Genomic DNA, 23,201 nt, shown 5'->3' with positions numbered 1-23,201 from the left:
GCGGGGGAGGTTGCGCATGCTTCAGACATTGCCGGGCGGCACGGGCCGTCCGTCCAGGAAAGATCATCCGTCGCGGTGGCGCCGGAACGCCTCCTCGGCGGCCCTGCTGGCGGCGGCCGGAGCGCTCGCGGCGGCCGCCGGGTGCGGCGGGGGCGGCGGGTCCTCGGACGGGTCGGGATCGGGCTACCAGCCGCCCGCGTCCTCGGCGGCCCCCACGGGCGGCGCGTCCGGCGGGACCATCAAGACGGCGAACACCGGGAACCTCGGCCAGATCCTGGTCGACGGGCAGGGCCGGACGGTCTACCTGTTCGAGAAGGACCAGGGGGACAAGTCGTCCTGCGCGGACGCGTGCGCGTCGGTGTGGCCGCCCGCCACGACCAGCGCGTCACCCAAGCCGGGGTCCGGAGTGGACGCGTCCAAGCTGGGCACCACCAAGCGCAGCGACGGGACGACGCAGGTCAGCTATGCCGGGCACCCCCTCTACTACTACGCGCCGGACGGCACCACCGCCGGCAGCACCCAGGGGCAGGGGCTCGACCAGTTCGGAGCCAAGTGGTTCGTGCTGTCGCCGTCCGGCAGCGCGGTCACCAAGTAGGCGGCGCGATGAACACTACGACGGCACGTCACGGCACGCGCACGAGCGCCATGCATGAGCTGCTGCGCCTCACCGGCGCCCTGCTCCTGTTCGGCGTCGGCGCGATCCACCTGTACGAGTACCTCGCGGACGGCTACCGCGACGTCCCGACCATCGGCTGGCTGTTCCTGCTCAACTTCGCCGGGGCGGTCGCGCTCGGGCTCCTGCTCATGGCCCCGCTCGGCTGGCTGCCGGGGATCAGGTCGGCTCCGGCGATCGGGCGGGCGGCGTACGGGCTCCTGGCGCTCGGCGGGATCGTCCTCTCGGCGGGCACCATCATCGGTCTCATGATCAGCGAGACCGGCACGCTGTTCGGCTACCAGGAGGGCGGCTACCGGACGGTCATCAAGGTCTCGCTCGCCCTGGAGTCCGCCGCCGTCGTCGTGCTCGCCGCGTACCTGGCCCTCGAAGTGGGCCGGTTGCGCCGCCGCTCGGCCGCACGGGATTGAGCCTTCCGCTTCCGGTCGGATGATTACAGGATTACATTGATGATCCGACCGAAGCGCCCTGGGGGTCCCGTGATCGTCGAATACATCCGCTACCGCATCGAACCGGACCGCGCCGACGAGTTCGAGGCCGCCTACGCGCGCGCGTCCGTCCCGCTCTCGGCAGCGCCCCAGTGCGTCGACTACGAGCTGTCGCGGTGCGTCGAGGAACCGTCCTCCTACATCCTGCGCATCTGCTGGACGTCCGCCGATGACCACATGCGGGGCTTCCGCGGCGGCGAGCACTTCCCGGCCTTCTTCGCCGAGATCAAGCCGTACGTGCAGGACATCGAGGAGATGCGGCACTACGAGCGGACGCCGGTGGCCGGTGCCGGGTCGTCCGTCCCGACGATGTACGACTGGGCGGGCGGGACCGAGGCGTTCGAGCGCCTCACCGAGGTCTTCTACACGAGCGTCCTCAAGGACGACCTGCTCCTCCCGCTCTTCGAGCACATGGCCCCGGACCACCCCAAATGGGTGGCGCTCTGGCTGAGCGAGGTGTTCCGCGGCCCGGAGCGCTACAGCCGGGAGCGCGGCGGCTACCACCACATGGTCCGCCAGCACCTGGGCCGCGGCATCACCGAGGCGCAGCGCCGCCGCTGGGTCTCCCTCCTGATGGACGCGGCCGACGAGGTCGGCCTCCCGGACGACCCCGAGTTCCGCGCCGCGTTCGCCTCCTACATCGAGTGGGGCACGCGCATCGCCCTCGCCAACTCCCAGCCCGGCGCCAAGCCGCCCCTGGAAGCGCCCATGCCCCACTGGGGCTGGGGCGTGGCACCGCCTTACACCCCGTCCAAGTAGTACAGACTCCCGGACCGCATGAATCCCGACGACACCGCTCTCGACGACCCCGCGCTCGACAACACCGCGCTCGACGACCCCGTGGGCGCATCGCTCCGCGGTCACCACGCGCACCTATCCCGCCGCGCGGGCAAGGCCGCCACCTACCTCCCGGACGTCGCGACCTTCTGCGCCGTGCCCGCCGACCCGGCCGCGTCCGACTGGGCCGACCTCGCGCGCCTGCTCGGCCCCGGCGGCTTCGCCGACATGTTCAGCAACCCGGCCGTCCCTCCGCCGGACTGGGAGCCCGTCTTCGTCCTGGACGGCCTGCAGATGGTCTGGCCGGACGGGGCCGTCCCCGAGACGGGCCCCGCCGTGGTCGAACTGGGCGAGCACGACGTACCGGAGATGCTGGACCTCGTCGCGCGCACCCGCCCGGGGCCGTTCCGGCCGCGCACCCGCGAACTCGGCACCTACCTCGGCGTCCGCGACAACGGCGCCCTGGTGGCGATGGCGGGCGAACGGCTCCGCCCGCCCGGCTGGACGGAGATCAGCTCCGTCTGCACGGCGCCCGAGGCACGCGGCCGAGGCCACGCCGCCCACCTGATCCGCGCACTGGCGGCCCGCATCGCGTCCCGAGGCGACCGCCCCTTCCTCCACGTGGCGGCGGACAACACCGGCGCGGCGGCCCTCTACGAGCACCTGGGCTTCGAACCCCGCCGAGAGGTCACCTTCCGCGGCTTCCGCGTGCCCGCGACTCTTCCCGAGTCACCGCTCTGACCTGGGGTGATGAACTCGCAGAAAAAATCTTGAAGAAAAGTCGGGCGGGATGTCGATCCGGCCGGGAGCCGTGCGACGCGTAAGTGAAGGCCGATGAGACGCACCGCATGGAAGGACCACCGCCATGACCGCTCAGACCGTTCAGAGCCCGATCGCCTCCGCCGCCGCTGACCGCGGCACGACGCTTCGCAAGGTGCTGTGGGGGCCGCAGATCCTGCTCGCCGCGTTCCTGCTGATCGCCTCCGGGCTGCCCAAGCTCGTCGGCCAGGCCGACGCCGTCGAGTCCTTCGAGCTGATCGGCTGGGGCCAGTGGTTCCGGTACGTCACCGGCATCGTCGAGGTCTCCGGCGCCATCGGGCTGCTGATCCCGCGCCTGGCCGGGCTCGCCGCCACGGGGCTCATCGGACTGATGGCCGGCGCCATCACCACCCACCTGCTGGTGCTCGACCCGGCCTGGGGCCTCATGCCCGCCGCGTTCGCGGTCGTCTTCGCCGCCATCGCCTGGAACCGCCGCCACGAGACCCGCGACCTGCTCCGCACCCTCAAGTCCCTCAAGCGCTGAGCCGACAACACCTCACGGCGGACGACCCGTGGCCGACCGGCCCGGGTCGTCCGCCGTTTCAATGTCCTGTGCGCAGTGCGAGGAGAGTCATCAAGGTGGTCGCGGTGGCCAGAGCGAAGGCTGCGCGGAGACCCGTGAGGGTGTAGCCCGACAGAGCCCACACTGTGGTCGCCAGGGCGGGCCCCAGGGAGAAGCCGAGTTGGCGGGCCAGGCTCTGCGCCGCGCCCGCGCTGCCCAGGAGGTCGGGTGGCGCGTTCGACATGAGACGCGCAAAGGACGGGCCCGCGAAGAGGCCGGTGCCCGCGCCGACGATGGCCAGGCGCCAGCTCAGGTTCGCCGGGTGCCAGTCGCTTCCGACGGGCACGAGCAGCAGGACGCCGGTGGCCGTGACCGCGGCTCCGAGGACGGCCGTGCGGTGCGTCCCCCACCGGTCGCCGAGGACGCCGCCCGCCGGGCCCGCCGCGACCATCGCCGCGGGGAGCGCCAGGATCGCCGCCGCGGTGGCGGACGGGGAGAGCCCCAGCGTCCGCTGCAGGTAGAAGGGCGCCAGGAATTCGGTGAGGGAGATGACCAGGGCGTTCAGCATGATCGCCGCGACGGGCGCGGCCAGCGCCGGGACGCGCAGGAGGGAGCGGACGGGGGCGCTCGCCCTCGTCCGTCCCCAGAGGTGCAGGGGCGGGGCGGCGCAGGCGGCCAGGGACAGCCACCCGATGCCGTGGCTCGCCGACAGCGAGAGGGCGAGGAGCAGGGTGACGCTCGCCGCCGCGAGGAGCGCCGTCTCGGTCAGGAAGGCGCGGTCCGGGAGCCGGAGGGCGTCGGGCGGCACGGTCGCCGGGGCGATGGCCGTGACCAGGACGCCGATCGGGATGTTGATGAAGAAGATCCACGGCCATCCCCAGGCCTGGACGATCACTCCGCCGAGCGGCGGGCCGCTCACGGCGCCGAGCGGGCCGAGCGTCATGACGAGCGCGCTCGCCCGTCCGGCCAGATCGGGGCGGACGGCCCGGATCACGATGGCCGGGACGACCGCGAACAGCACCGCCGCGAAGGCGCCCTGCGCGGCGCGGGACGCGACCAGGTGCGCGAGCGAGGGGGCCAGCCCGGCGGCCAGGCTGCTCAGCGTGAAGCCGGCGACCGCGAGCAGGAGCGCGGCGCGCGGGCCCGTGCGGTCGAGCCACCGGCCGGCGGGAAGGGTGAGCGCGATCAGCGGCGCGAGGTAGCCGAGGACGACCCATTCCGCGGCGGACGTCCGCACCCCGAAGTCGCGTTCGAGGGACGGCAGCGCCACCGCGACGATGCTCGTGTCGAGAGTCGCCATGAACACGACGAGGCCGCAGCCCGCGACCGGCCACCACTGCCGCACGGTGCCCCCTTCACACAAACTGCACATGCTGTGAAGTTAAAAAGTACACAGCATGTGCACATCCGGCAAGGCTGGGATCATGGGGCCATGGCCAGGTCGATCGATGAGCCGCGGAACGCGCGGAGCCGCCGTTCCCGGATGGCGCTGCTGCGGGCCGCCCGCGAGCTGGTCGAGGAGCGCGGCATGGCGGCGACGACGATGGCGGCCGTCGCCGAGCACGCCGGAGTGTCGCGCCGGGCCGTCTACCTGCACTTCGCGTCCCGCGCCGACCTGATCGCCGAGCTGTTCGGCTACGTCAACGAGGTCGAGGACCTGGAGGGCCGGTTCGCGCCGATCGGCGACGCGCCGGACGCGGTGGCGGCGCTGGAGGAGTTCGCGTACCGGCACGCCGACTTCATGGCGCGCATCCTGCCGGTGTCGCGGGCGGTGGAGCGGGAGGCGGGCACCGACCCGGACGCGGCGCGGCACTGGGAGGCGGCGCTGTACTGGCGGCTGGAGACCAACCGGGCGCTGATCCGGCGGCTGGCCGAGGAGGGCGTCCTCGCCCCCGGCTGGACGGTCGATACCGCCACCGACATGCTGCTCGCGCTCGTCTCCAACGGGGTGAGCGAGACGCTGCTCGACGAGCGCGGGTGGACGCCCGAGCAGGTCGGCGAGCACATGGCGCGGCTGCTGCGGTCGACGTTCACCGCGCGCGGGTAGGACGATCACGACTACCCCCGTTCGGGGGTGGCGCGGGTCACCCGGATGGCCAACCATCCAGGTGACCGGGTGTCCGTGCGGCTACGAGGAGAGACCATGCCCGCAGTCGAGTTCCGCGCGGCGCGCGACTTCCTGCTCGCGCATCGCGACGACTACGCGACGGCGTACGAGAAGTTCCGGTGGCCGGTGCTGACCGGTTTCAACTGGGCGCTGGACTGGTTCGACATGATCGCCGCGGGCAACGACGCGCCCGGGCTGTGGATCGTCGAGGAGGACGGCTCGGAGGCGCGGTACTCGTTCGCGCAGCTGTCGCGGCGGTCCAACCAGGTCGCGAACCTGCTGCGCCGGGCGGGCGTGCGGCGCGGCGACCGGGTCATCCTGATGCTCGGCAACCAGGTCGAGCTGTGGGAGACCGTCCTGGCGGTGATGAAGCTCGGCGCGATCATGATTCCGTGCACGCCGCTGCTCGGCACGGCCGACCTGCGGGACCGGCTGACCCGCGGCAAGGCCCGGCACGTGGTCGTCGCCTCGGCCGACACGGGCAAGTTCGACGGGGTCGAGGGCGACTACACGAAGATCGCCGTGGGCGCGCCGGTCGAGGGCTGGACGTCGTACGCCGACGCCTACGACGAGGGCGAGTCGTTCACGCCCTACGGGCTGACGATGTCGCAGGACACCCTGCTGCTCTACTTCACGTCCGGGACGACGGCGCAGCCGAAGCTGGTGGAGCACACCCACGCGTCCTATCCGGCGGGGCACCTGTCGACGATGTACTGGATCGGGCTGCGGCCCGGGGACGTCCACCTCAACATCTCGTCGCCGGGCTGGGCGAAGCACGCGTGGAGCAACATCTTCGCGCCGTGGGACGCCGAGGCGTGCGTCTTCATCTTCAACTACACGCGGTTCGACGCCGACCGGCTGCTCGACACGATGGAGCGCTGCGGCATCACGAGCTTCTGCGCGCCGCCGACCGTGTGGCGGATGCTGATCCAGGCCGACCTCGGCCGCCTCGCGACGCCGCCGCGCGAGGTCGTCGCGGCGGGCGAGCCGCTGAACCCCGAGGTGATCGAGCGGGTGCGGGACGCCTGGGACCGCACGATCCGCGACGGCTTCGGGCAGACCGAGACGACCGTGCAGATCGCCAACACCCCCGGCCAGCCGGTGAAGCCGGGATCGATGGGGCGCGCCGTGCCCGGCTACCGGGTGGCGCTGATCGACCCGCTGACCGGGCGGCCGGCCGACGAGGGCGAGATCTGCCTCGAACTGGAGGACCGCCCGCTCGGGCTGATGACCGGCTACCACGGCGACGAGGCCCGCACCGAGGAGGCGATGGCCGGCGGCTACTACCACACCGGCGACATCGGCTCCCGCGACGAGGACGGGTACATCACCTATGTCGGGCGCGCCGACGACGTGTTCAAGGCGTCCGACTACAAGATCTCGCCGTTCGAGCTGGAGAGCGTGCTGATCGAGCACGAGGCGGTCGCGGAGGCGGCGGTCGTGCCGTCGCCCGACCCGGTCCGGGCGGCCGTCCCGAAGGCGTACGTGACGCTCGCCGCCGGGTGGGAGCCGACCGCCGAGACCGCGAAGGCGATCTTCGCGCACAGCCGGGCGCAGCTGTCGCCGTACAAGCGGGTGCGGCTGCTGGAGTTCGGCGAGCTGCCGAAGACGATCTCCGGCAAGATCCGCCGGGTCGAGCTGCGGACCAGCGAGATCGACAAGCATCCCGGCCCGGACGACCGGCCCGAGGGCGAGTTCCGCGAGGAGGACCTGCGATGACCCTCTCCTACGCGTCGGGCACGTCGACCACCCCGCTGCTCGGCGACACCATCGGCGCCAACCTGGACCGGACGGTCGCGGCCTTCCCCGAGCGGGACGCGCTCGTCGAGCGCGCGTCCGGCCGCCGCTGGACGTACGAGCAGCTCGCCGACGACGTGGAGGCCGTCGCGCTCGGCCTGCGCGACCTCGGCGTGGTCAAGGGCGACCGTGTCGGGATCTGGGCGCCGAACTGCGCCGAGTGGATGCTCGTCCAGTACGCGACGGCGAAACTGGGCGCGATCCTCGTCAACATCAACCCCGCCTACCGGGTGCACGAGCTTGAGTTCGTCCTCAACCAGGCGGGCATACGGACGCTGGTCGCGGCGCCCACCTTCAAAACGTCCGACTACGCGGCGATGGTGGACGAGGTAAGGCCGAAGTGCCCCGCCCTACGCGACGTCATCCTCATCGGCACTCCCGGCTGGGACGCGCTCATGGAGGAGGGCCGGACGAGCGATCCGTCCGTCCTGCACGGCATCGCGCGGACCCTCACCGCCGACGACCCCATCAACATCCAGTACACGTCCGGGACGACGGGCTTCCCCAAGGGCGCGACGCTCTCCCACCACAACATCCTGAACAACGGCTACTTCGTCGGTGAGCTGTGCGGCTACGACGAAGAGGACCGCGTGTGCGTCCCGGTGCCCTTCTACCACTGCTTCGGCATGGTCATGGGCAACCTGGCGGCGACCAGCCACGGCGCGTGCGTCGTTATCCCGGCGCCGGCGTTCGACCCGGAGGCGACCCTCGAAGCGGCCGCCGCCGAGCGCTGCACCTCGCTGTACGGGGTGCCGACGATGTTCATCGCGATGCTGAACGAGCCGTCGCTGGACGGCCTCGACCTGTCCGCGCTCCGCACCGGGATCATGGCGGGCTCGCCGTGCCCGGTCGAGGTGATGAGGCAGGTCATCGACCGGCTCGGGATGGCCGAGGTCGCGATCTGCTACGGCATGACGGAGACGTCGCCGGTGTCGACGCAGACCCGGGCGGGCGACTCGCTCGACCGCCGGGTGTCCACGGTCGGCACCGTGCTGCCGCATCTGGAGATCAAGATCATCGACCCGGAGACCGGCGTCACCGTCCCGCGCGGCGTCCCCGGCGAGTTCTGCACCCGCGGCTACTCGGTGATGCTCGGCTACTGGGAGGAGCCGGACAAGACGGCCGAGGCCATCGACGCGGCCCGCTGGATGCACACCGGCGACCTCGCCGTGATGGACGACGACGGCTACGTCAACATCACCGGCCGGATCAAGGACATGGTCATCCGGGGCGGCGAGAACGTCTACCCGCGCGAGATCGAGGAGTTCCTCTACACCCATCCCGACATCGTGGACGCGCAGGTCATCGGCGTCCCCGACGAGAAGTACGGCGAGGAGCTGATGGCCTGGGTGCGGCTGCGCGAGGGCGTGCCCGGGATGACCGCGGGCGAGCTGCGCGCGTTCTGCGAGGGCAGGCTCGCCCACTACAAGATCCCCCGTTACGTGCACGTCGTCGAGGAGTTCCCGATGACGGTCACCGGAAAGATCCGCAAGGTGCAGATGCGCGCGGAGGCCGTCGACATCCTCGGCCTGGAGGACGTCGCCGCCCGGCGGCACGCCTGACCGCCGGCGGAACAACCGCGCCGTTTCTCCGCGCGCGACCCTTTCGTGACGAGGGTCACGCAAGGCATGCTCGGGGCATGGATGCGGCGGAACCGGGGGCCTCGGGAGGACGCGCCCCCCGCGGGGCTCGCGACGACGCGGGAGCCGTCCGGTCGGCGGTGCTGTCCCTGCACCGCACGACCGGCCTGCCGATGGTGTTCGGCGGTGCGCTGAGCGGCCGGGACCGGCTGTGCATCACCGAGCTGGTCGGCAACACGACGGACTCGCTGAACGGCCTCGTCGTCCGGCAGGGCAACGGGCTCGGCGGCAAGGCGATGGCGCTCGGACGCCCCGCCTGGGTGAGCAACTACCCGTGCGCGGCGTCCATCAGCCATGACTACGACAAGCCCGTGGGGCGGGAGGGGCTGCTGTCGATCGTCGCGGTCCCGATCGTCGTGCGGCGGCGGGTGCGCGGCGTCCTGTACGGCGCGCTCCGCGAGCCGCTCGGCCTCGCCGACCGCATCGTGGGCGCCGCCGTCCAGGTCGCCCGCGACCTCGAACAGGACCTCGCCGTCCAGGACCGCGCCGACGAGGCGCTCGCGCGGGCCGGGTCCGGCGCGCCGGCGGCGCCGGGCACGTCGGCGGCGCGGTGGGAGGAGGTGCGGGCCGTGCACGCGGAGCTGCGGGCGCTGGCCGAGGAGGTCAGCGACCTGCCGACCAGGGACCGCCTCCGCCGGGCGTCGCTGCGCCTCGCCGCCGCCGGGCCGGGCGACGGCGCCGGGCTGGACGACGCGGACGCCGCACCGCGCCCCGCCCTGTCGCCGCGCGAGCTGGACGTCCTGTCGTACGTGGCGATCGGCTGCACGAACGCGGAGGCCGCCGAACGGCTGGGCCTGCTACCCGAGACGGTGAAGAGCTACCTGCGCTCGGCGATGCGCAAGCTCGACAGCCACACCCGCCTGGAGGCCGTGACCGCCGCGCGCCGCGCCGGCCTGCTCCCCTGAGCGCGCGGCCGCCGCCACCGAGATGGTGGGGGACGGGCTTGCAGGGCCGATGGGCCGGGGAGAACCGCGGGGCCGCGCGGTCTCTCGTCGGATCGGCCCGGCGACGGGGTCAGCGACGCGGGCGTCGTCCAGTGCAGATCGGCCCCCGTGGCGCACTGCCTGGACATTCGGTCACCACACGCCGGCTGCGCCGGGCCGTGATCGCACGGCCGTCCCGGCTCGTATCCGGCCGGGGACGTCCGGCCCCCGAATTGCACTGACGACCGTAACACCTCTGGCGAACATGATTGTCTGTAGTAAAAGGATTACGACGATCAGCGCGGACGCGTTGCTCTTTTATCGCGGCCCGCCGGAAGCGCCCCGGAAGCGGCCTGGCAGCGGCCTGGCAGCGGTTCAGAAGGCGGGCCTTCAAAAGAATGTCCGGATGTAGTCGACCACGACGGGATGGTCCGCGCCGGCGTCGTCCACGACCGGAATCATCGTCCACTTGTCGAGCGCCGTGCACGGGTGGGAGAGGCCGAGCCTGACCACGTCGCCGACCTCGGCGGAAGTGTCCCGGAGAAAGGCGTGCTGGTCGTTGAGCGCGGTGATGCGGCCGCCTTCGAGCGGGCCCTTCCCCCGTACGAGCTGGGGTGCGGGCAGGCCCTCATCGAACGGGACGTCGCGCTTGCCCACGTCCAGCAGCGCCAGGCCGGGTTCGGGCCGGGAGATGACCCGCCCCCAGGCGTGCATGGCCGAACGGAGCCGCTCGCCGTCCGTGCCCCGGGCGAAGGGCGAGATGCCCTGGTAGAAGCCGTCGTCGTGGACGATGTACGCGCCCGACCGCAGCACCACCCGTCCGCCGGCACCGCCGAGCTCATCGGCGACCTGGTCGAAGTAGGCGCTGCCGCCGACGGTCAGGACCGGCTCGTCCACCTCGTACTCCAGCCGCTCGTGCAGGTTGCCGAGCCGCCGCAGGTAGGCGCCGACCGAGGCGCGGCTCCGCTCGGACGCGTCGTGGGCGAGGGCGCCCTCGTACCCGCCGATCCCGGCGAGCCGGAGCGTGCGGGCCGCGCGGACGGCCGCGGCGACCTCCCGCGCGTCGCCGTCGTCCCGCACGCCGGTGCGCCCGTCAGGGCCGCCCAGCTCCACGCACACGTCGACCTGCCGCTGGCCGCGGGCCGCGCGCAGCGCCTCGTCCATCAGTTCCACCGACCGGACCGAGTCGACCCACGAGAGGAACTCGAAGTCGGGGTCGCCGTCCAGCTCGCCCGACAGCCACGCCAGCCCCGCCGGGTCGAGAAGCGTGCTCGCGTACAGGACGCGCCGCACCCCGAACGCCCGCGCCACCCGCAACTGCGGCAGGTTCGCGACCGTGATCGCCCACGCGCCCGCGTCGAGCTGCCGCCGCCACAGCGCCGGGGCCATCGTCGTCTTGCCGTGCGGGGCCAGCAGGAGCCCGGCGTCGCGCGTCCAGCGCGCCATCGCCCGCACGTTGTGCTCCAGGGCGCTCGCGTCGAGGGTCAGCAGCGGGGTCCCGAAGTCGTCCAGCGGGAGCCGCGCATCACCCGCCTCGTCCACCGTCATCCCGTGCGCGGACGCGGGGACCGCCTTGAACCGCCAGTCGAGGACCTCGCCGCCGAGAGCCTCCACCGCCTTGACGTCAATGCCCATCCACTCCTCCTGTACGAACGCCGGCAGGGGCCGGTCCGCGGGGTCGCGCTCATCTGCCGCCCAAATGAGCCGATTGTGATCCCATAGCGACCACCTACCCCCTTAAAACCTCGATAGCGTGGGACTTGTGGAGGTTGAGGAGTCAGGTGGGACATCCCGCCGCAACGCGCTTCTGCTGCTGGGTGCCGCCGGGCTCGTCACGCTCGGCGCCGACGCCGCCCGGCCCTCGGGCTCCCGCGCGGCGGCCGCGCCCGCGGCGACGCCCCGCGCGCGGCCGGTGATCCATCCGACCCCGACCCCGACCCCGACGCCGACCCCCACCCCGCGAGCCGCGTCCTGGACGCCGGGCAAGCTCACCGCGCTGGAGAAGCCCGTCCGGGAGCTATCGCAGCTCGCCCCGCCCGCGCCGCCGAAGTCGATCGCGCTGACCATCGACGACGGCCCGAACCCGACGTGGACGCCCAAGATGCTCGACCTGCTGGCCGAGCACCGCATCCACGCGACGTTCTTCATCATCGGCGAGCAGGTGAAGGAGTACCCGGCGCTCACCCGCCGCATCGCCGACGCCGGCCACCAGATCTGCAACCACACCCAGACGCACCCGATCTCCATCGCGCACCTGTCGGAGAAGAAGGTCCGCAAGGAGATCGTCGAGGCGCACGACCGGATCGCGGACGCCACCGGCGTCGTCCCGCAGTTCTTCCGCTCGCCCGGCGGCGCCTGGTCCAAGACCGTCCTGGAGCTGGTCGCCGAGCACGGCATGCTCCCCGTCGACTGGGCCGTCGACCCCCGCGACTGGGCCCGCCCCGGTGTGGGCAGCATCCGCCGCGCCCTGCTGAAGGGCAAGGAGAACAACATCATCCTGTGCCACGACGGCGGCGGCGACCGCTCCCAGACCATCAAGGCCCTGCGCGACGCCATCCCCAAGCTGAAGAAGCGCGGCCTCACGTTCGTGGCCCTGTGACCATGTAGGTAAGCGCCTCCGATGGAGGTAAGCGCCTCCGGGGGTGGACGTAGGTACACCCCAAGCTCGGTGTGCGGGCACACTGTGGACGTGGGCGCTCGCCGGAAGACTGGATTCCAGACGGCAGGTGAGTCATGGAGGATCCAGTGAGCGGTGAATTGGTGAAGGAAACACGACTGCTGAGCCATGCGAGGGCTCCCTGGCGCGGGCTCGCGCTGTGGCTGCTGGCCATCCCGGCCACGCTCGTCGGGCTCTGGTTCCTCACGGTCATCTCGATGATCACGAGCTTCATCGGGGTGCTGCTGTTCCCGTCCGCCACGAGGCTGCTGCGCACCCGGCTCGACGCCTACCGGGAGCGCATCAACAAATGGACGGACGCCCGGATCGAGCGGCCGTACCTGCCCGAGCCGGAGGAGGAGCCCGGCCTGACCGGGCTGTTCAAGCGGTTCATCGCGCTCGTCTCCGACCCGGCGACCTGGCGCGACTACCTGTGGGTCCTCACCGACCCGTTCGTCTCGCTGCTCACCGCGGCGCTGCCCGCCATGCTGATCCTGTACGGGATCTGGGGCTACCTGCTCGCCGCGTTCGCCGGCGACGTGATCGGCGACTACGGCGGCAACGACTGGTACACCTACATCCACGTCACCGAGGGGTACGGCAGCGACCCCGGCCGCGTCCTGTCCACCGTGGTCGTCGCCACCGCCTGCATCGCCCTCGGGTACGCGATCGGGCCGAAGATGCTGGACGTGTACGGGCACTGGGGCCGGGCGCTCCTCGGGCCGACGAAGAAGTCCCAGCTGGCGCTGCGCGTCCAGCACCTCACCGAGACCCGGTCGGAGGCCGTGGACGCGTCCGCCGCCGAGCTGCGCCGCATCGAGCGCGACCTGCACGACGGCGCGCAGGCCCGGCTCGTCGCGATGGGCATGACGCTCGGCGCGATCGAGCACCTCCTCGACAAGGACCCGGAGAAGGCGCGGCTGCTGCTCGCCGAGACCCGCGCGTCGTCGGCGAAGGCCCTGCACGAGCTGCGCGACCTCGTCCGCGGCATCCACCCGCCGGTGCTCGCCGACCGCGGCCTCGGCGACGCGGTGAAGGCGCTCGCGCTGGACCACCCGATGCGCGTCGAGGTCGTCGCCGACCTGCCCGGACGGGCCGAGCCGCCGGTCGAGTCCGCCGCCTACTTCGCGGTGTCGGAGATCCTCACCAACGCCGCCAAGCACGCCGGCGCGTCCCGCGTCTGGATCGACATGCGGTACGAGAACGGCATGCTGCGGATCACGATCACCGACGACGGGCGCGGCGGCGCCACCCTCGACGGCGGCACCGGGCTGCGCGGCATCGAGCGGCGGATCGGTACATTCGACGGCGTCCTCGCCCTCAGCTCCCCCGTGGGGGGCCCGACGATCGTGACGCTGGAGCTGCCGTGCGCGTTGTCCTCGCCGAAGACCTCGCCCTTCTGAGGGAGGGCCTGGTCAGCCTGCTGGAGACGCACGACTTCGAGATCGCCGCCGCCGTCGACAACGGCCCGTCGCTCCTGAAGGCCCTGCTCGACCACCGCCCGGACGTGGCGGTGGTCGACGTGCGCCTGCCGCCGTCCTTCACCGACGAGGGGCTGCAGGCCGCGCTGGAGGCCCGCCGCCGGGTGCCGGGCCTGCCGGTGCTCGTGCTGTCGCAGTACGTCGAGCAACTCTACGCCCGGGAGCTGCTCGCGGACGGCACCGGCGCCATCGGCTACCTGCTGAAGGACCGGGTGTTCGACGCGGCCCAGTTCGTGGACGCGGTCCGCCGGGTCGCGGCGGGCGGCACCGCGATGGACCCGGAGGTCATCTCCCGGCTCGTCGCCTCCAACACCCGCGACACCCCGCTGAGCCGGCTCACCCCGCGCGAGACCGAGGTACTGGAGCTGATGGCGCAGGGCCGGTCCAACGCGGCGATCGCGGAGCGGCTCGTCGTCACCGAGCGGGCCGTCACCAAGCACACCGCCAACATCTTCACCAAGCTCGACCTGCCGGTGACCGGCGACGACAACCGCCGCGTCCTCGCCGTCCTGGCCTACTTGAACAAATGAGGCCTACTTGAACAAATGAGCGGCCCTGTGCGAACGGACGAGCGGGCCGTCTGAACGGATGAGCCCTTCTGAACAGATGAGCAAGGCCCGGCGGCCTCCGCCGGGGCCGTACCGGGTGGCATAGTCTGCTCCGCGAGACGGCCCCGGGAGGTCGCGATGACGGTGGTTCTGGTCCTGCTGTGCCTGGCGATCGCCGGGCGGGAGCTGTACCTGGCGTTCGAGCGCCGGCATTCCCCCGGCGCGCCCGAGATCGCCGACATCCGCACCCAGCTCCGCGCCCTCAAGGGCACCCGGGACGAGCTGGAGGGGTTCCGCGCGGCGCAGCGCGAGCGGCTCGACCGGCTCGCCGCCGAGCAGGACCGCGACCGGGAGGCGCTCGGCACCGCCGACGCCCGGATCACCTCCCTGGTGGCGCAGATCAACGACCGGCTGCTGCCCGACGTCACCGCCCGGCTGAAGGAGCAGCGCGACGCCGCCGCCGAGCAGCGCGAGGCCCTCGACCGGCTCACCGCCGAGGTCGCGGCGCTCCGCGCGCACCTCGTCGGGCGGCTCGACCAGGCCGTGGCCGCGTCCCTCGGCGCCGAGCCCGCCGAGCTGGTCGCGGGGGCGCTCACCGCCGCCCCGCCCGACGCGCGCCGGGCGCTGGCCGGGCCGTACGAGCGGTTCGCCGAGCAGTACGGGCTGCGCGTCGAGCTCACCGACGGCGACCGCTACTACCTGTCCGGCCGCAATCACCGCGCACTGGAGCGCGACTTCATCGAACTCGTAGCCGCGCTGCGCGACGACTGCCCGGAGAACACCGGCACGGCCCGCGGCCTGCTGGGGGCGCTGCGCGGCGTCGACCGGGGCGGCGCCCGGATCGGGCCGCTCGTCATCGTCCGGACGCCCGGCGCGCTCGTGTGCGGGGTCGTGCCGCTCGCCGAGCTGCGCCGCCCCGGGGGCGGAGTGCCGCTGGACGACCTGCCCGGCGCGGCCGAGCGCCTGCGCCGGCTGCCGGAGGGCCGCTTCTGCGACCTGTCGGACCGGCCCACCGGCGCCCCGGCCGGGCTCAGCGAATAGGAGCGGACAGGGGTCGCTGAGCGGGGGCTCAGCGAGTGGGCGCCGTCCAGGTGAACGCGGGCGCGCGGCGCTCCAGGAACGCGGCGATGCCCTCCTCGACCTCACCGCTCGCCGCGACCTCCGCCAGCCACCGGTCCGTCTTCTCCTGGACGGGGCCGGCGGCGGCGATCGCGTCCACGATGTCCTTGGTGGCCTGCTGGGTGAGCAGCGACCGGGACGCGAGCGTCGCGGTGAACTCCGCGACCCGGTCGCGCAGGCCGCCCGCCGGGACGACCTCGTCCAGCAGCCCGATCCGCAGCGCGTGCGCGGCGCCGACCAGGTCCGCGGAGAACAGCAGGTACTTCGCGGCGGCCGGCCCGACCAGCCGGACCAGCCGCGCCGTCGCGACCGCCGGGTAGACGATGCCGAGCTTGGCCGGGGTGATCCCGAACCGGGCGTCCTCGGCGGCGAACCGCAGGTCGCAGGCCGCCGCGAGCTGGCAGCCGCCGCCCACGCAGTACCCCTCGATCGCGGCCAGCGTCGGCTTCGGGAACGCGGCGAGGGCCCGCTCGGCGACCGTCGACAGGTGCGAGTCGTCGTCGCGGTGGATGTCGCCCAGCTCGGCGATGTCGGCGCCCGCGCAGAAGTTCCCGCCCGCGCCCGTCAGCACCGCGACCCGGACGGCCGGGTCCTTGGCGAGGGTCTCCAGGATGCCGGGCAGGGCCCGCCACATGTCCGCGGACATGGCGTTCCGCTTGGCCGGCCGGTCGATGGTGATCGTCCCGACGCCCTCGGCGACCTCGAAGTCAAGCCCGGCGGCCATGGTCCTCCCTTGCCCGGACGTCGTCGCGCCTCGGCCCGGACGTCGCTGCCTCGACCCGGCTCATCGTACGGAGCGCGCGATGCCCGGACGATCCCGGGGCGGCCGGACCCGGCCGCCGGCTGAGGGCGGGGCGGGAACCCGGGACCGATCGCGGGAGTCGTATCGTGCAATGGCCGCCCCATGCGTCGGGGGACGCGCACGGGCGGCCGGCGGCGGCGCACGCGGCGCCACCGCACCGGCACAGGGGGCTCTACCTGCATGAAGAAAATCAGCGTTGATCGGGGAATGCGCAACCCGCGTCGCGTGCTGTACTGTCAAGGCAGCGCCTTCGGATTCCGCGAATCGCAACGAAGGCACTTCTTCCCCGCCCGGGCCATCTGAGCGCCCGGTGATCCTCCCGGTCCGGCGCGACTGGCGTTCCGGACCGCCGCACAAGGGAGCCGACGTCAGCCCGGTGAACCGAGCTGCATCTCTCGCATTCCTCTCGCGTACGCGCCGCGGGTTCCGCCGCCGTACCCGGGAAACGACTCCAGGCGGCGCGGACCGTTCCGCGCGAGCCTGAGAAGGGACCCGCATGTCCACTCCCACCCTCACCTCCGAGCCCGCGACCGGGCGCAGCGCCGCGGGTCGCCGGTCGCAGGCGCACGGCGTGCCCGCGCAGAACGCCCGCAGGGGCGGCCAGCAGGCGCGGCGCACCGCCGACGACGGGCCCGCCGTCCCGTTCCACGGCCTCCTCGCCGTCCAGGACAAGCACGCCTTCGTCCGCACCTCCGGCTACCTCGCCGGGCCGGACGACGTGCACGTCTCCCTCGCCCAGGTCAAGGCGCACCACCTGCGTCCCGGCGACGTCGTCGCGGGCACCGCGCGGGCGCCGAAGTCCGGCCGGGAGAAGTTCGGCTCGCTCGCCCGCGTCGAGACCGTGAACGGCCTGCCCGCGGCCGAGGCCGCCGACCGCCCCGAGTTCGGCAAGCTCACCCCGCTGTTCCCGGACGAGCGGCTCCGCCTCGACACCGGCCCGCTCGCCACCCGCGTCATCGACCTGGTCGCGCCGATCGGCAAGGGCCAGCGCGGGCTCATCGTGTCGCCGCCGAAGGTCGGCAAGACGATGGTCCTGCAGGCCGTCGCGAACGCGATCGCGCAGAACAACCCCGAGGTGCACCTCATGGTCGTGCTCATCGACGAGCGGCCGGAGGAGGTCACCGACCTGCAGCGGAACGTGCGCGGCGAGGTCGTCCACTCGACGTTCGACCGCCCCGCGCAGGACCACACCGCGCTCGCCGAGCTCGCCGTCGAGCGGGCCAAGCGGCTCGTCGAGCAGGGCCACGACGTGGTCATGCTGCTCGACTCGATCACCCGGCTCGGCCGCGCCTACAACCTCGCGGCGCCCTCCAGCAGCCGGATCCTCGCCGGCGGCGTCGCGACGACCGCGATCTACCCGCCGAAGAAGTTCTTCGGCGCCGCCCGCAACATCGAGAACGGCGGCTCGCTGACCATCCTCGCGACCGCGCTCGTGGAGACGGGGTCCCGCATGGACGACGTCTTCTTCGAGGAGTACAAGGGCACCGGCAACATGGAGCTGAAGCTCGACCGGGGCCTCGCCGACCGCCGCGTGTTCCCCGCCGTCGACATCGAGGCGTCCGGCACGCGCCGCGACGAGCTGCTGATGTCCCCCGAGGAGCTCGCGCTCTCCTGGCGGCTGCGCCGCGCCCTCCAGGGGCTGGAGAAGCAGCAGGCCGTCGAGCAGCTCCTGGAGAAGATGAAGGGCACCTCGTCCAACGCCGAGTTCCTGCTCCGCCTCCAGCAGACCACCTGAGCCGCCGGCAGACCACCTGAGCCGCCGCCTCGCGGCGCGACCCCATCGCCCCTCGGCCCCTCACACCGCCATGAACACGAGACGGGGGAGATCCGTCAGTCGCCCTGCTGCGCCCTTTCCTGCTTCCGCCGCTCCTTCGCCTTCTCCGGCCTGAACGACTTCAGGATCCTGTCGTAGAGGCGCTGACCCGGCGTCCATTCGGGATCGGGCGCGGAGAAGCAGAACTCGTACCCGGCCGCCCTGCTGCACAGCACGTGCCTGACGCCGCCGCCCGCGCCGGACCGCCAGGTGAACTCCCATTCGGCGCCGCCCTCGGCGACCTCGGGAGCGGGTTCCAGCCGCAGTCGCCGGTACCCGGGGAAGCGGTGCTCCCCCATCGCCCGGTGCTCCTCGGTGCGCAGCCCGGCGAGCGGATCGCCCGGCGCCGGGGAGATGCGCAGGCCCCGTCCGGCCCCGGTGTCCTTCCAGGTCATGACGGAGCCGCTCCGCTCGGACTGCCAGCCCGCCGGCACCCGCACCGAATAGGCGCCCGACTCGTGGTACTTCGCGGTCTTCGCCGTCACGCCCGCCGCCGGCCGCAGCGCCACCGCGTCGCTCTTGCCGACCGACGTCCAGCGGGCCGCCCACGTGCCCGTGCCCGCCGCGAGCACCGCCAGTACCGCGACCCCGGCGACGGCCCCCGGCCGAAGCCGCCTCCCTCGGAACGGCGGCATCCTGAGCAGCCGGCCCGCCGGCGCCGACCGGCCCGCGCGCGGCGAACCGCACGGCGCCTTCCCGCTCCCCAGCGTCCACGGGACGCGCGGCCCGCGGAGGGCCCGGCGCGCGGCGGGGACGCGCACCCGCTCCGGGCGGGGAGCCCGCGTGATGCCCGGCTCCGGAAGGTCGGCGACGACGCTCCGCAGCAGCTCCGCCGTGGCCTCGGCGGTCAGCCGGTCCTCGGGCCGCTGCTGGAGCAGCCCCTCGATGACGGGAGTGAGCGGGCCCGCGCGCGCCGGCTTCGCGTAGTCGCCCAGTAGCACCGCCACCATGGACGCGAGGGCGTGGCAGCGCAGGAACGGCGCGAAACCCTCGACCGCCATGTAGAGCGTCGCACCGAGGGACCACAGGTCGGACGCCGGGACGCTCGGCTGCCCGTCGATGCGCTCCGGCGGAAGATAAGCGGGAGATCCCTCAATACCCGCGGGCATTGTGTCGGCCAGCTCCCGGCCATTGTCCATTTGGACGGCGAGCCCGAAGTCGCTGAGCAGAACGCGCCCGTCGTCGCAGAGCAGCACATTGCCGGGCTTCACGTCCCGGTGCAGGATGCCCGCCTCGTGCGACGCCCGCAGCACCGACAGGACCGCCGCGCCGATCTCCGCCGTCCGCCGCACGCTCAGGGGGCCGTCCTCGGTGACCAGCCGGTTCAGCGAGCGCCCTTCCAGGAACTCCATGACGATCCAGGGCCGGCCGTCCTCCACGATCAGGTCGTGCACGGCCACCACGCCGGGATGCCGCAGCGCGGCCGTCGCGCGCGCCTCCTGCAGCAGCCGCCGGCACAGCACCCTGCGCTCACTCTGCGTGATGCGCGCCGGCAGGTGCACCTCCTTGACGGCGACGTCCCGGTCCAGCGTCTCGTCGTAGGCGCGCCAGACCGTGCCCATGCCGCCCCGGCCGACCACGGAGAGCAGGCGATACCGCCGCGCGAGCGGTATCGGCCGATCCCCATTCATGTCGCGGTTAATCGCCGGAACGCGCTCAAGGCACGCTCCCACGGCATCAATTGTTTTTTGACCGCGGCCGAACGAGAAAAGCGCACGCGCCCGTGGTATAACCGCGTGCGCCGCATTTAGCCGCGCGGACGGCGCGACGCGTGGCTGATCCGCCGGGGACGGATCAGCCGAGGACGGCGCGGGCCCACTTGTAGTCGGACTTGCCCACGGCCGTGCGCTGCACCTCGTCCACCAGGGTGATCTGGCGCGGGAGCTTGTAGCCCGCGAGCCGGCCCCGGCAGTGCTCGGTGAGCTGCTCCAGCGTGACGGTCCTGCCGGGACGGGCCGCGACGACGGCGGCGACGCGCTGCCCGAACCGCTCGTCGGGCAGGCCGACCACGACCGCGTCGTCCACGTCCGGGTGGTCCTTCAGCGCGACCTCGACCTCCTCCGGGTAGACCTTCTCCCCGCCCGTGTTGATCATGAGGGAGCCGCGGCCGAGCAGGGTGATCGTCCCGTCCTCCTCCAGGCTCGCGAAGTCGCCGGGGACCGACCAGCGGGTGCCCTCGGCGTCGGTGAAGAACGTCGACGCCGTCTTCTCCGGGTCGTTGTAGTAGCCGAGCGGGATGTGGCCGCTGCGCGCGAGCCTGCCGATCTCGCCGGGCTTGACCACGTTGAGGTCGTCGTCCAGGACGGTGATGCCCGGCTTCATCATGAACCGGGCCGTGCCCTCCTTGGCGTCGACGGACGGGCCGCACGCGCCAGTCTCCGAGGCGCCGTAGTTGTCGAGGAACATGATGTTCGGCAGGTGCTCCTGGAGGGCCCGCTTGGCGCCCTCGGTGAGCGGCGCGCCACCGGACGCGACCGCGATCAGCGACGAGGTGTCGTGCCCGCCGCCCGCCAGGGCCTTCGCGACGGGCCGCGCCATGACGTCGCCGACCAGCATCAGCACGTTCGCCTGCTCCTCGGCGACCAGCCGCAGCGCCTTGTCGGCGTCGAACGCGTGGTCGGTGTAGAGGACGACCTTGGCGCCGCTGAACAGCCCCATGTACGCGACCCACTGGCCGGCGCCGTGCATGACGGGCGCGCAGTCGAGGACGGCCATCCCCGGCTGGTCGGCGTTGGCGGCCAGCTCCTCGGGGCTGCCGATGGGGTCGCCGAGGACGTTCCCGCCGCCGAGCGCGCCGAAGAAGATGTCCTCGCAGCGCCACTCGACGCCCTTCGGGTAACCGGTGGTGCCGCCGGTGTACATGATGTAGCGGTCGTCGCTGGAGCGCTCGGGGAAGTCGTCGCTCGGGTCGGCCGCGGCGAGCGCCTTCTCGTACTCGACGGCGCCGGGGATGGTCTCCGCGTCGGCGGACGAGCCGTCCTCCAGGGCGACGACGTGCCGCAGCGCGGGCAGATCCGCGCGGATCTCCGCCACCTTCGCCAAGAGCGAACGCTCGCCGATGAGCGCGACCGAGTCGGAGTCGGCGAGCACGTGGCGCAGCTCGGCGGCGACGTAGCGGTAGTTCACCGGGATCGGCACGGCGCGGATCTTGAACGCGCCGAGCATCGCCTCGATCCACTCGGCCCGGTTGTAGGAGAGGATCGCGACATGCTCGCCGGGCCGCACCCCGGCATCCGCCAGATGGTGACCGACCCGGCTCGCACGCTCGTTGAGCTGCCGGTACGTCCGCCGCTCGGCGCCGGCCACGAGGGCCGGGCGGTCCGGTCCGGCGGCGGCCAGGATCTCGATCAGGTCGGCCAGGTTGTAGCTGCGCGCCATGCCACGTCCTCGCAGGTGTCGGGGTGGGTCCGATCCCGATCCTGCTGCCGGACGGCGCGCGAACTCAATGCCTATTGGCGCCCGGTCCAATGAGATGGGTCACATCCCGCGGTGAGTCGCATCCCACATCGCCTCATCCGGCCATTCCCAGGGTCCTTACACGGCTCTTATCTGGGTACCGGCATGCTTGGCCGTAACGATTCAGTATCAGACGGGGGTAGTGGTGAGCGCAGGCGCGATGGCGTGGACCCCGCCGACGTGGGAGGAGATCGTCAGCGAGCACTCGACCCGGGTGTTCCGGCTGGCGTACCGGCTGACCGGCAACCGGCACGACGCCGAGGACCTGACCCAGGACGTCTTCATCCGGGTGTTCCGCTCGCTGTCGTCCTACAGCCCCGGCACGTTCGAGGGATGGCTGCACCGGATCACGACGAACCTGTTCCTCGACCGCGCCCGGCGCAAGCAGCGGATCCGGTTCGACTCCCTCGCCGACGACGCCGCCGAGCGCCTGCAGGGGCGCGAGCCGTCCCCCGCGCAGGCCTACGACGACCGGCACCTCGACGCCGACATCCAGAAGGCGCTCGACTCCCTCGCCCCCGAGTACCGCGCGGCGGTCGTGCTGTGCGACATCGAGGGGCTCTCCTACGAGGAGATCGCCGCGACCCTGAACGTGAAGCTCGGCACCGTCCGCTCCCGCATCCACCGGGGCCGCGGCCAGCTCCGCGACGCCCTGGAGCACCGCCGCCCGGCCGAGTGCACCCCGAGCGCCCAGTGACGAGCATCACTAGTGACCGCTGAGTAACTTCCGGCCTACCCTGCGGCCGTGGACATCGTCTTCGATCGCCGCGGCGAAGGCCCGCCGCTCGTCCTGCTGCACGGCATCGGCCACCGCCGCCAGGGGTGGGCCCCGGTCATGGACCTGCTCGCCGCCGAACGCGACGTCATCGCCGTCGACCTGCCCGGCTTCGGCGACTCCCCGCCGCTCCCGCACGGCACCCCCTACACCCTCGACACCGCCATCGACGCGCTCGCGGAGGGCTTCGCCGAGCTCGGCCTCGACCGCCCGCACGTCGCGGGCAACTCGCTCGGCGGTCTGTTCGCGCTCGAAGCGGCCGACCGCGGCCTCGCCAGCTCCGCCACGGCGCTGTCCCCGGCGGGCTTCTTCAACGCCCTCGAACTCCGCTACGCCATGTCGGTGCTGCGCGCGTCCCGCCTCGGCGCCCGGGTCCCGGAGACCTTCCTCACCCGCCTGGCCCGCTCCCCGCGCCGCCGCACCCTCATGTTCGGGATGATCTACGGCCGTCCCGACCTGATGGACATGGAGGCGCTCACCGGCGACGCCCGCGCCATGCGCGACGCCCCCGGCTTCGAACCCACGCTGGACGCCGGCCGCACCGCCCGCTTCCGCGGCTCCTGCGCCGACGTCCCCGTCACCATCGCCTGGGGCACCAAGGATCGCCTGCTCCTGCGCAGCCAGGCCATCCGCGCCCAGCGCCGGCTCCCGAACGCCCGCTTCGTCTGGCTGGAGGGCTGCGGCCACGTCCCCATGGCGGACGACCCGCCCCTGGTGGCCCGGACGCTCCTGGAGGGCAGCGCCCACCCGCTGAAGACCCGCTCCGCCGCCTGACTCACGCCCCGGCCGGACGATCACCGTGGCCACCCCTTTATTCTAGTACTA

General features: G+C 72.7%; 20 protein-coding genes and 1 pseudogene. 16 read left to right on the top strand and 5 right to left on the bottom strand.

Annotated elements, in window-relative coordinates:
- The first annotated feature begins 16 nt into the window (after positions 1-16).
- The 5 genes from CHF16_RS24195 (at position 17) to CHF16_RS24175 (ending at position 3,241) form a co-directional block, all read left to right on the top strand.
- Positions 17-595 carry a COG4315 family predicted lipoprotein gene (locus CHF16_RS24195; RefSeq protein ID WP_089328409.1) on the top strand — a complete coding sequence of 193 codons (579 nt, stop codon included), beginning with the start codon at positions 17-19 and terminating at the stop codon, positions 593-595.
- Positions 596-645: 50 nt separating this feature from the next.
- Positions 646-1,083, top strand: coding sequence for a hypothetical protein (locus tag CHF16_RS24190; RefSeq protein WP_089328408.1), 438 nt, complete (start codon positions 646-648; stop codon positions 1,081-1,083).
- A 39-nt stretch (positions 1,084-1,122) separates the two neighbouring features.
- A complete protein-coding gene (locus tag CHF16_RS24185; protein ID WP_245869118.1) occupies positions 1,123-1,920 on the top strand; it encodes a group II truncated hemoglobin in 798 nt (265 codons plus the stop codon).
- Positions 1,921-1,938: 18 nt separating this feature from the next.
- A complete protein-coding gene (locus tag CHF16_RS24180; protein WP_089328406.1) occupies positions 1,939-2,679 on the top strand; it encodes a GNAT family N-acetyltransferase in 741 nt (246 codons plus the stop codon).
- A 124-nt stretch (positions 2,680-2,803) separates the two neighbouring features.
- The gene (locus CHF16_RS24175; protein WP_089328405.1) at positions 2,804-3,241 is read left to right on the top strand and encodes a DoxX family protein; all 438 of its coding nucleotides are present in this window, start codon (positions 2,804-2,806) and stop codon (positions 3,239-3,241) included.
- Positions 3,242-3,299: 58 nt separating this feature from the next.
- On the opposite strand, the gene CHF16_RS24170 is transcribed toward CHF16_RS24175, so the two are convergent.
- Positions 3,300-4,631 (bottom strand): MFS transporter, encoded by a 1,332-nt coding sequence (locus tag CHF16_RS24170; protein WP_089328404.1) that lies wholly within the window; start codon positions 4,629-4,631, stop codon positions 3,300-3,302.
- 60 nt (positions 4,632-4,691) lie between these two features.
- Here CHF16_RS24170 and CHF16_RS24165 point away from each other — a divergent pair, with 60 nt between their 5' ends.
- From CHF16_RS24165 to CHF16_RS24150, 4 genes are all read left to right on the top strand, one after another.
- Entirely contained in the window at positions 4,692-5,306 is a 615-nt protein-coding gene (locus CHF16_RS24165) for a TetR/AcrR family transcriptional regulator (RefSeq protein WP_089328403.1), read from the top strand.
- Between the two features lie 96 nt (positions 5,307-5,402).
- On the top strand, positions 5,403-7,085 hold the full coding sequence (locus CHF16_RS24160) for an AMP-binding protein (protein ID WP_089328402.1): 1,683 nt from the start codon (positions 5,403-5,405) through the stop codon (positions 7,083-7,085).
- Positions 7,082-8,725, top strand: a complete 1,644-nt coding sequence (locus CHF16_RS24155) for an AMP-binding protein (RefSeq protein ID WP_089328401.1) — start codon at positions 7,082-7,084, stop codon at positions 8,723-8,725. Before CHF16_RS24160 ends, CHF16_RS24155 begins: the two co-directional genes overlap by 4 nt.
- 77 nt (positions 8,726-8,802) lie before the next feature.
- Positions 8,803-9,708 carry a helix-turn-helix transcriptional regulator gene (locus CHF16_RS24150; protein ID WP_089328400.1) on the top strand — a complete coding sequence of 302 codons (906 nt, stop codon included), beginning with the start codon at positions 8,803-8,805 and terminating at the stop codon, positions 9,706-9,708.
- Positions 9,709-10,116: 408 nt separating this feature from the next.
- On the opposite strand, the gene CHF16_RS24145 is transcribed toward CHF16_RS24150, so the two are convergent.
- Complete coding sequence (locus tag CHF16_RS24145) at positions 10,117-11,361, bottom strand: alanine racemase (RefSeq protein WP_089328399.1); 1,245 nt, start codon at positions 11,359-11,361, stop codon at positions 10,117-10,119.
- A 127-nt stretch (positions 11,362-11,488) separates the two neighbouring features.
- Here CHF16_RS24145 and CHF16_RS24140 point away from each other — a divergent pair, with 127 nt between their 5' ends.
- The 4 genes from CHF16_RS24140 (at position 11,489) to CHF16_RS24125 (ending at position 15,452) form a co-directional block, all read left to right on the top strand.
- Positions 11,489-12,325, top strand: coding sequence for a polysaccharide deacetylase family protein (locus tag CHF16_RS24140; RefSeq protein ID WP_089328398.1), 837 nt, complete (start codon positions 11,489-11,491; stop codon positions 12,323-12,325).
- 146 nt (positions 12,326-12,471) lie between these two features.
- Positions 12,472-13,785, top strand: a complete 1,314-nt coding sequence (locus CHF16_RS24135) for a sensor histidine kinase (RefSeq protein WP_245869114.1) — start codon at positions 12,472-12,474, stop codon at positions 13,783-13,785.
- Positions 13,749-14,393, top strand: a complete 645-nt coding sequence (locus tag CHF16_RS24130; RefSeq protein ID WP_089328396.1) for a LuxR C-terminal-related transcriptional regulator — start codon at positions 13,749-13,751, stop codon at positions 14,391-14,393. The genes CHF16_RS24135 and CHF16_RS24130 overlap by 37 nt, the downstream gene beginning before the upstream one ends.
- A 156-nt stretch (positions 14,394-14,549) precedes the next feature.
- Entirely contained in the window at positions 14,550-15,452 is a 903-nt protein-coding gene (locus CHF16_RS24125) for a hypothetical protein (protein WP_089328395.1), read from the top strand.
- Positions 15,453-15,480: 28 nt separating this feature from the next.
- Here the strand turns inward: CHF16_RS24125 and CHF16_RS24120 are convergent, their stop codons facing one another.
- Complete coding sequence (locus tag CHF16_RS24120) at positions 15,481-16,254, bottom strand: enoyl-CoA hydratase/isomerase family protein (RefSeq protein WP_089328394.1); 774 nt, start codon at positions 16,252-16,254, stop codon at positions 15,481-15,483.
- Positions 16,255-16,921: 667 nt separating this feature from the next.
- Between CHF16_RS24120 and rho the strand changes: the two are divergent.
- A pseudogene (gene rho, locus CHF16_RS24115) lies at positions 16,922-18,067 on the top strand (transcription termination factor Rho); the annotation flags it as partial.
- Positions 18,068-18,162: 95 nt separating this feature from the next.
- On the opposite strand, the gene CHF16_RS24110 reads toward rho, so the two are convergent.
- A complete protein-coding gene (locus CHF16_RS24110; protein WP_089328392.1) occupies positions 18,163-19,776 on the bottom strand; it encodes a serine/threonine-protein kinase in 1,614 nt (537 codons plus the stop codon).
- 163 nt (positions 19,777-19,939) lie between these two features.
- Positions 19,940-21,523 (bottom strand): acyl-CoA synthetase, encoded by a 1,584-nt coding sequence (locus CHF16_RS24105; RefSeq protein ID WP_089328391.1) that lies wholly within the window; start codon positions 21,521-21,523, stop codon positions 19,940-19,942.
- 238 nt (positions 21,524-21,761) lie between these two features.
- Between CHF16_RS24105 and sigE the strand changes: the two genes are divergently transcribed.
- Both sigE and CHF16_RS24095 read left to right on the top strand, forming a co-directional pair.
- Entirely contained in the window at positions 21,762-22,298 is a 537-nt protein-coding gene (gene sigE, locus CHF16_RS24100; protein ID WP_089328390.1) for an RNA polymerase sigma factor SigE, read from the top strand.
- 48 nt (positions 22,299-22,346) lie between these two features.
- Positions 22,347-23,150 carry an alpha/beta fold hydrolase gene (locus CHF16_RS24095; protein ID WP_089328389.1) on the top strand — a complete coding sequence of 268 codons (804 nt, stop codon included), beginning with the start codon at positions 22,347-22,349 and terminating at the stop codon, positions 23,148-23,150.
- Positions 23,151-23,201 lie beyond the last annotated feature (51 nt).

This window comes from Actinomadura meyerae, from assembly GCF_900188445.1.
Lineage (GTDB): Bacteria > Actinomycetota > Actinomycetes > Streptosporangiales > Streptosporangiaceae > Spirillospora > Spirillospora meyerae.
Note: the sequence above shows the minus strand (reverse complement) of the source record. Positions and strands in the feature narration are given on the sequence as shown.

Coding starts and splice junctions, on each gene's coding strand:
- CHF16_RS24145 (WP_089328399.1), bottom strand. CDS start 11,361: ATGGGCATTGACGTCAAGGCGGTGGAGGCTCTCGGCGGCGAGGTCCTC.
- sigE (WP_089328390.1), top strand. CDS start 21,762: ATGGCGTGGACCCCGCCGACGTGGGAGGAGATCGTCAGCGAGCACTCG.
- CHF16_RS24165 (WP_089328403.1), top strand. CDS start 4,692: ATGGCCAGGTCGATCGATGAGCCGCGGAACGCGCGGAGCCGCCGTTCC.
- CHF16_RS24175 (WP_089328405.1), top strand. CDS start 2,804: ATGACCGCTCAGACCGTTCAGAGCCCGATCGCCTCCGCCGCCGCTGAC.
- CHF16_RS24190 (WP_089328408.1), top strand. CDS start 646: ATGCATGAGCTGCTGCGCCTCACCGGCGCCCTGCTCCTGTTCGGCGTC.
- CHF16_RS24125 (WP_089328395.1), top strand. CDS start 14,550: ATGACGGTGGTTCTGGTCCTGCTGTGCCTGGCGATCGCCGGGCGGGAG.
- CHF16_RS24155 (WP_089328401.1), top strand. CDS start 7,082: ATGACCCTCTCCTACGCGTCGGGCACGTCGACCACCCCGCTGCTCGGC.
- CHF16_RS24120 (WP_089328394.1), bottom strand. CDS start 16,254: ATGGCCGCCGGGCTTGACTTCGAGGTCGCCGAGGGCGTCGGGACGATC.
- CHF16_RS24105 (WP_089328391.1), bottom strand. CDS start 21,523: ATGGCGCGCAGCTACAACCTGGCCGACCTGATCGAGATCCTGGCCGCC.
- CHF16_RS24150 (WP_089328400.1), top strand. CDS start 8,803: ATGGATGCGGCGGAACCGGGGGCCTCGGGAGGACGCGCCCCCCGCGGG.
- CHF16_RS24160 (WP_089328402.1), top strand. CDS start 5,403: ATGCCCGCAGTCGAGTTCCGCGCGGCGCGCGACTTCCTGCTCGCGCAT.
- CHF16_RS24195 (WP_089328409.1), top strand. CDS start 17: ATGCTTCAGACATTGCCGGGCGGCACGGGCCGTCCGTCCAGGAAAGAT.
- CHF16_RS24185 (WP_245869118.1), top strand. CDS start 1,123: ATGATCCGACCGAAGCGCCCTGGGGGTCCCGTGATCGTCGAATACATC.
- CHF16_RS24170 (WP_089328404.1), bottom strand. CDS start 4,631: ATGTGCAGTTTGTGTGAAGGGGGCACCGTGCGGCAGTGGTGGCCGGTC.
- CHF16_RS24110 (WP_089328392.1), bottom strand. CDS start 19,776: ATGAATGGGGATCGGCCGATACCGCTCGCGCGGCGGTATCGCCTGCTC.
- CHF16_RS24180 (WP_089328406.1), top strand. CDS start 1,939: ATGAATCCCGACGACACCGCTCTCGACGACCCCGCGCTCGACAACACC.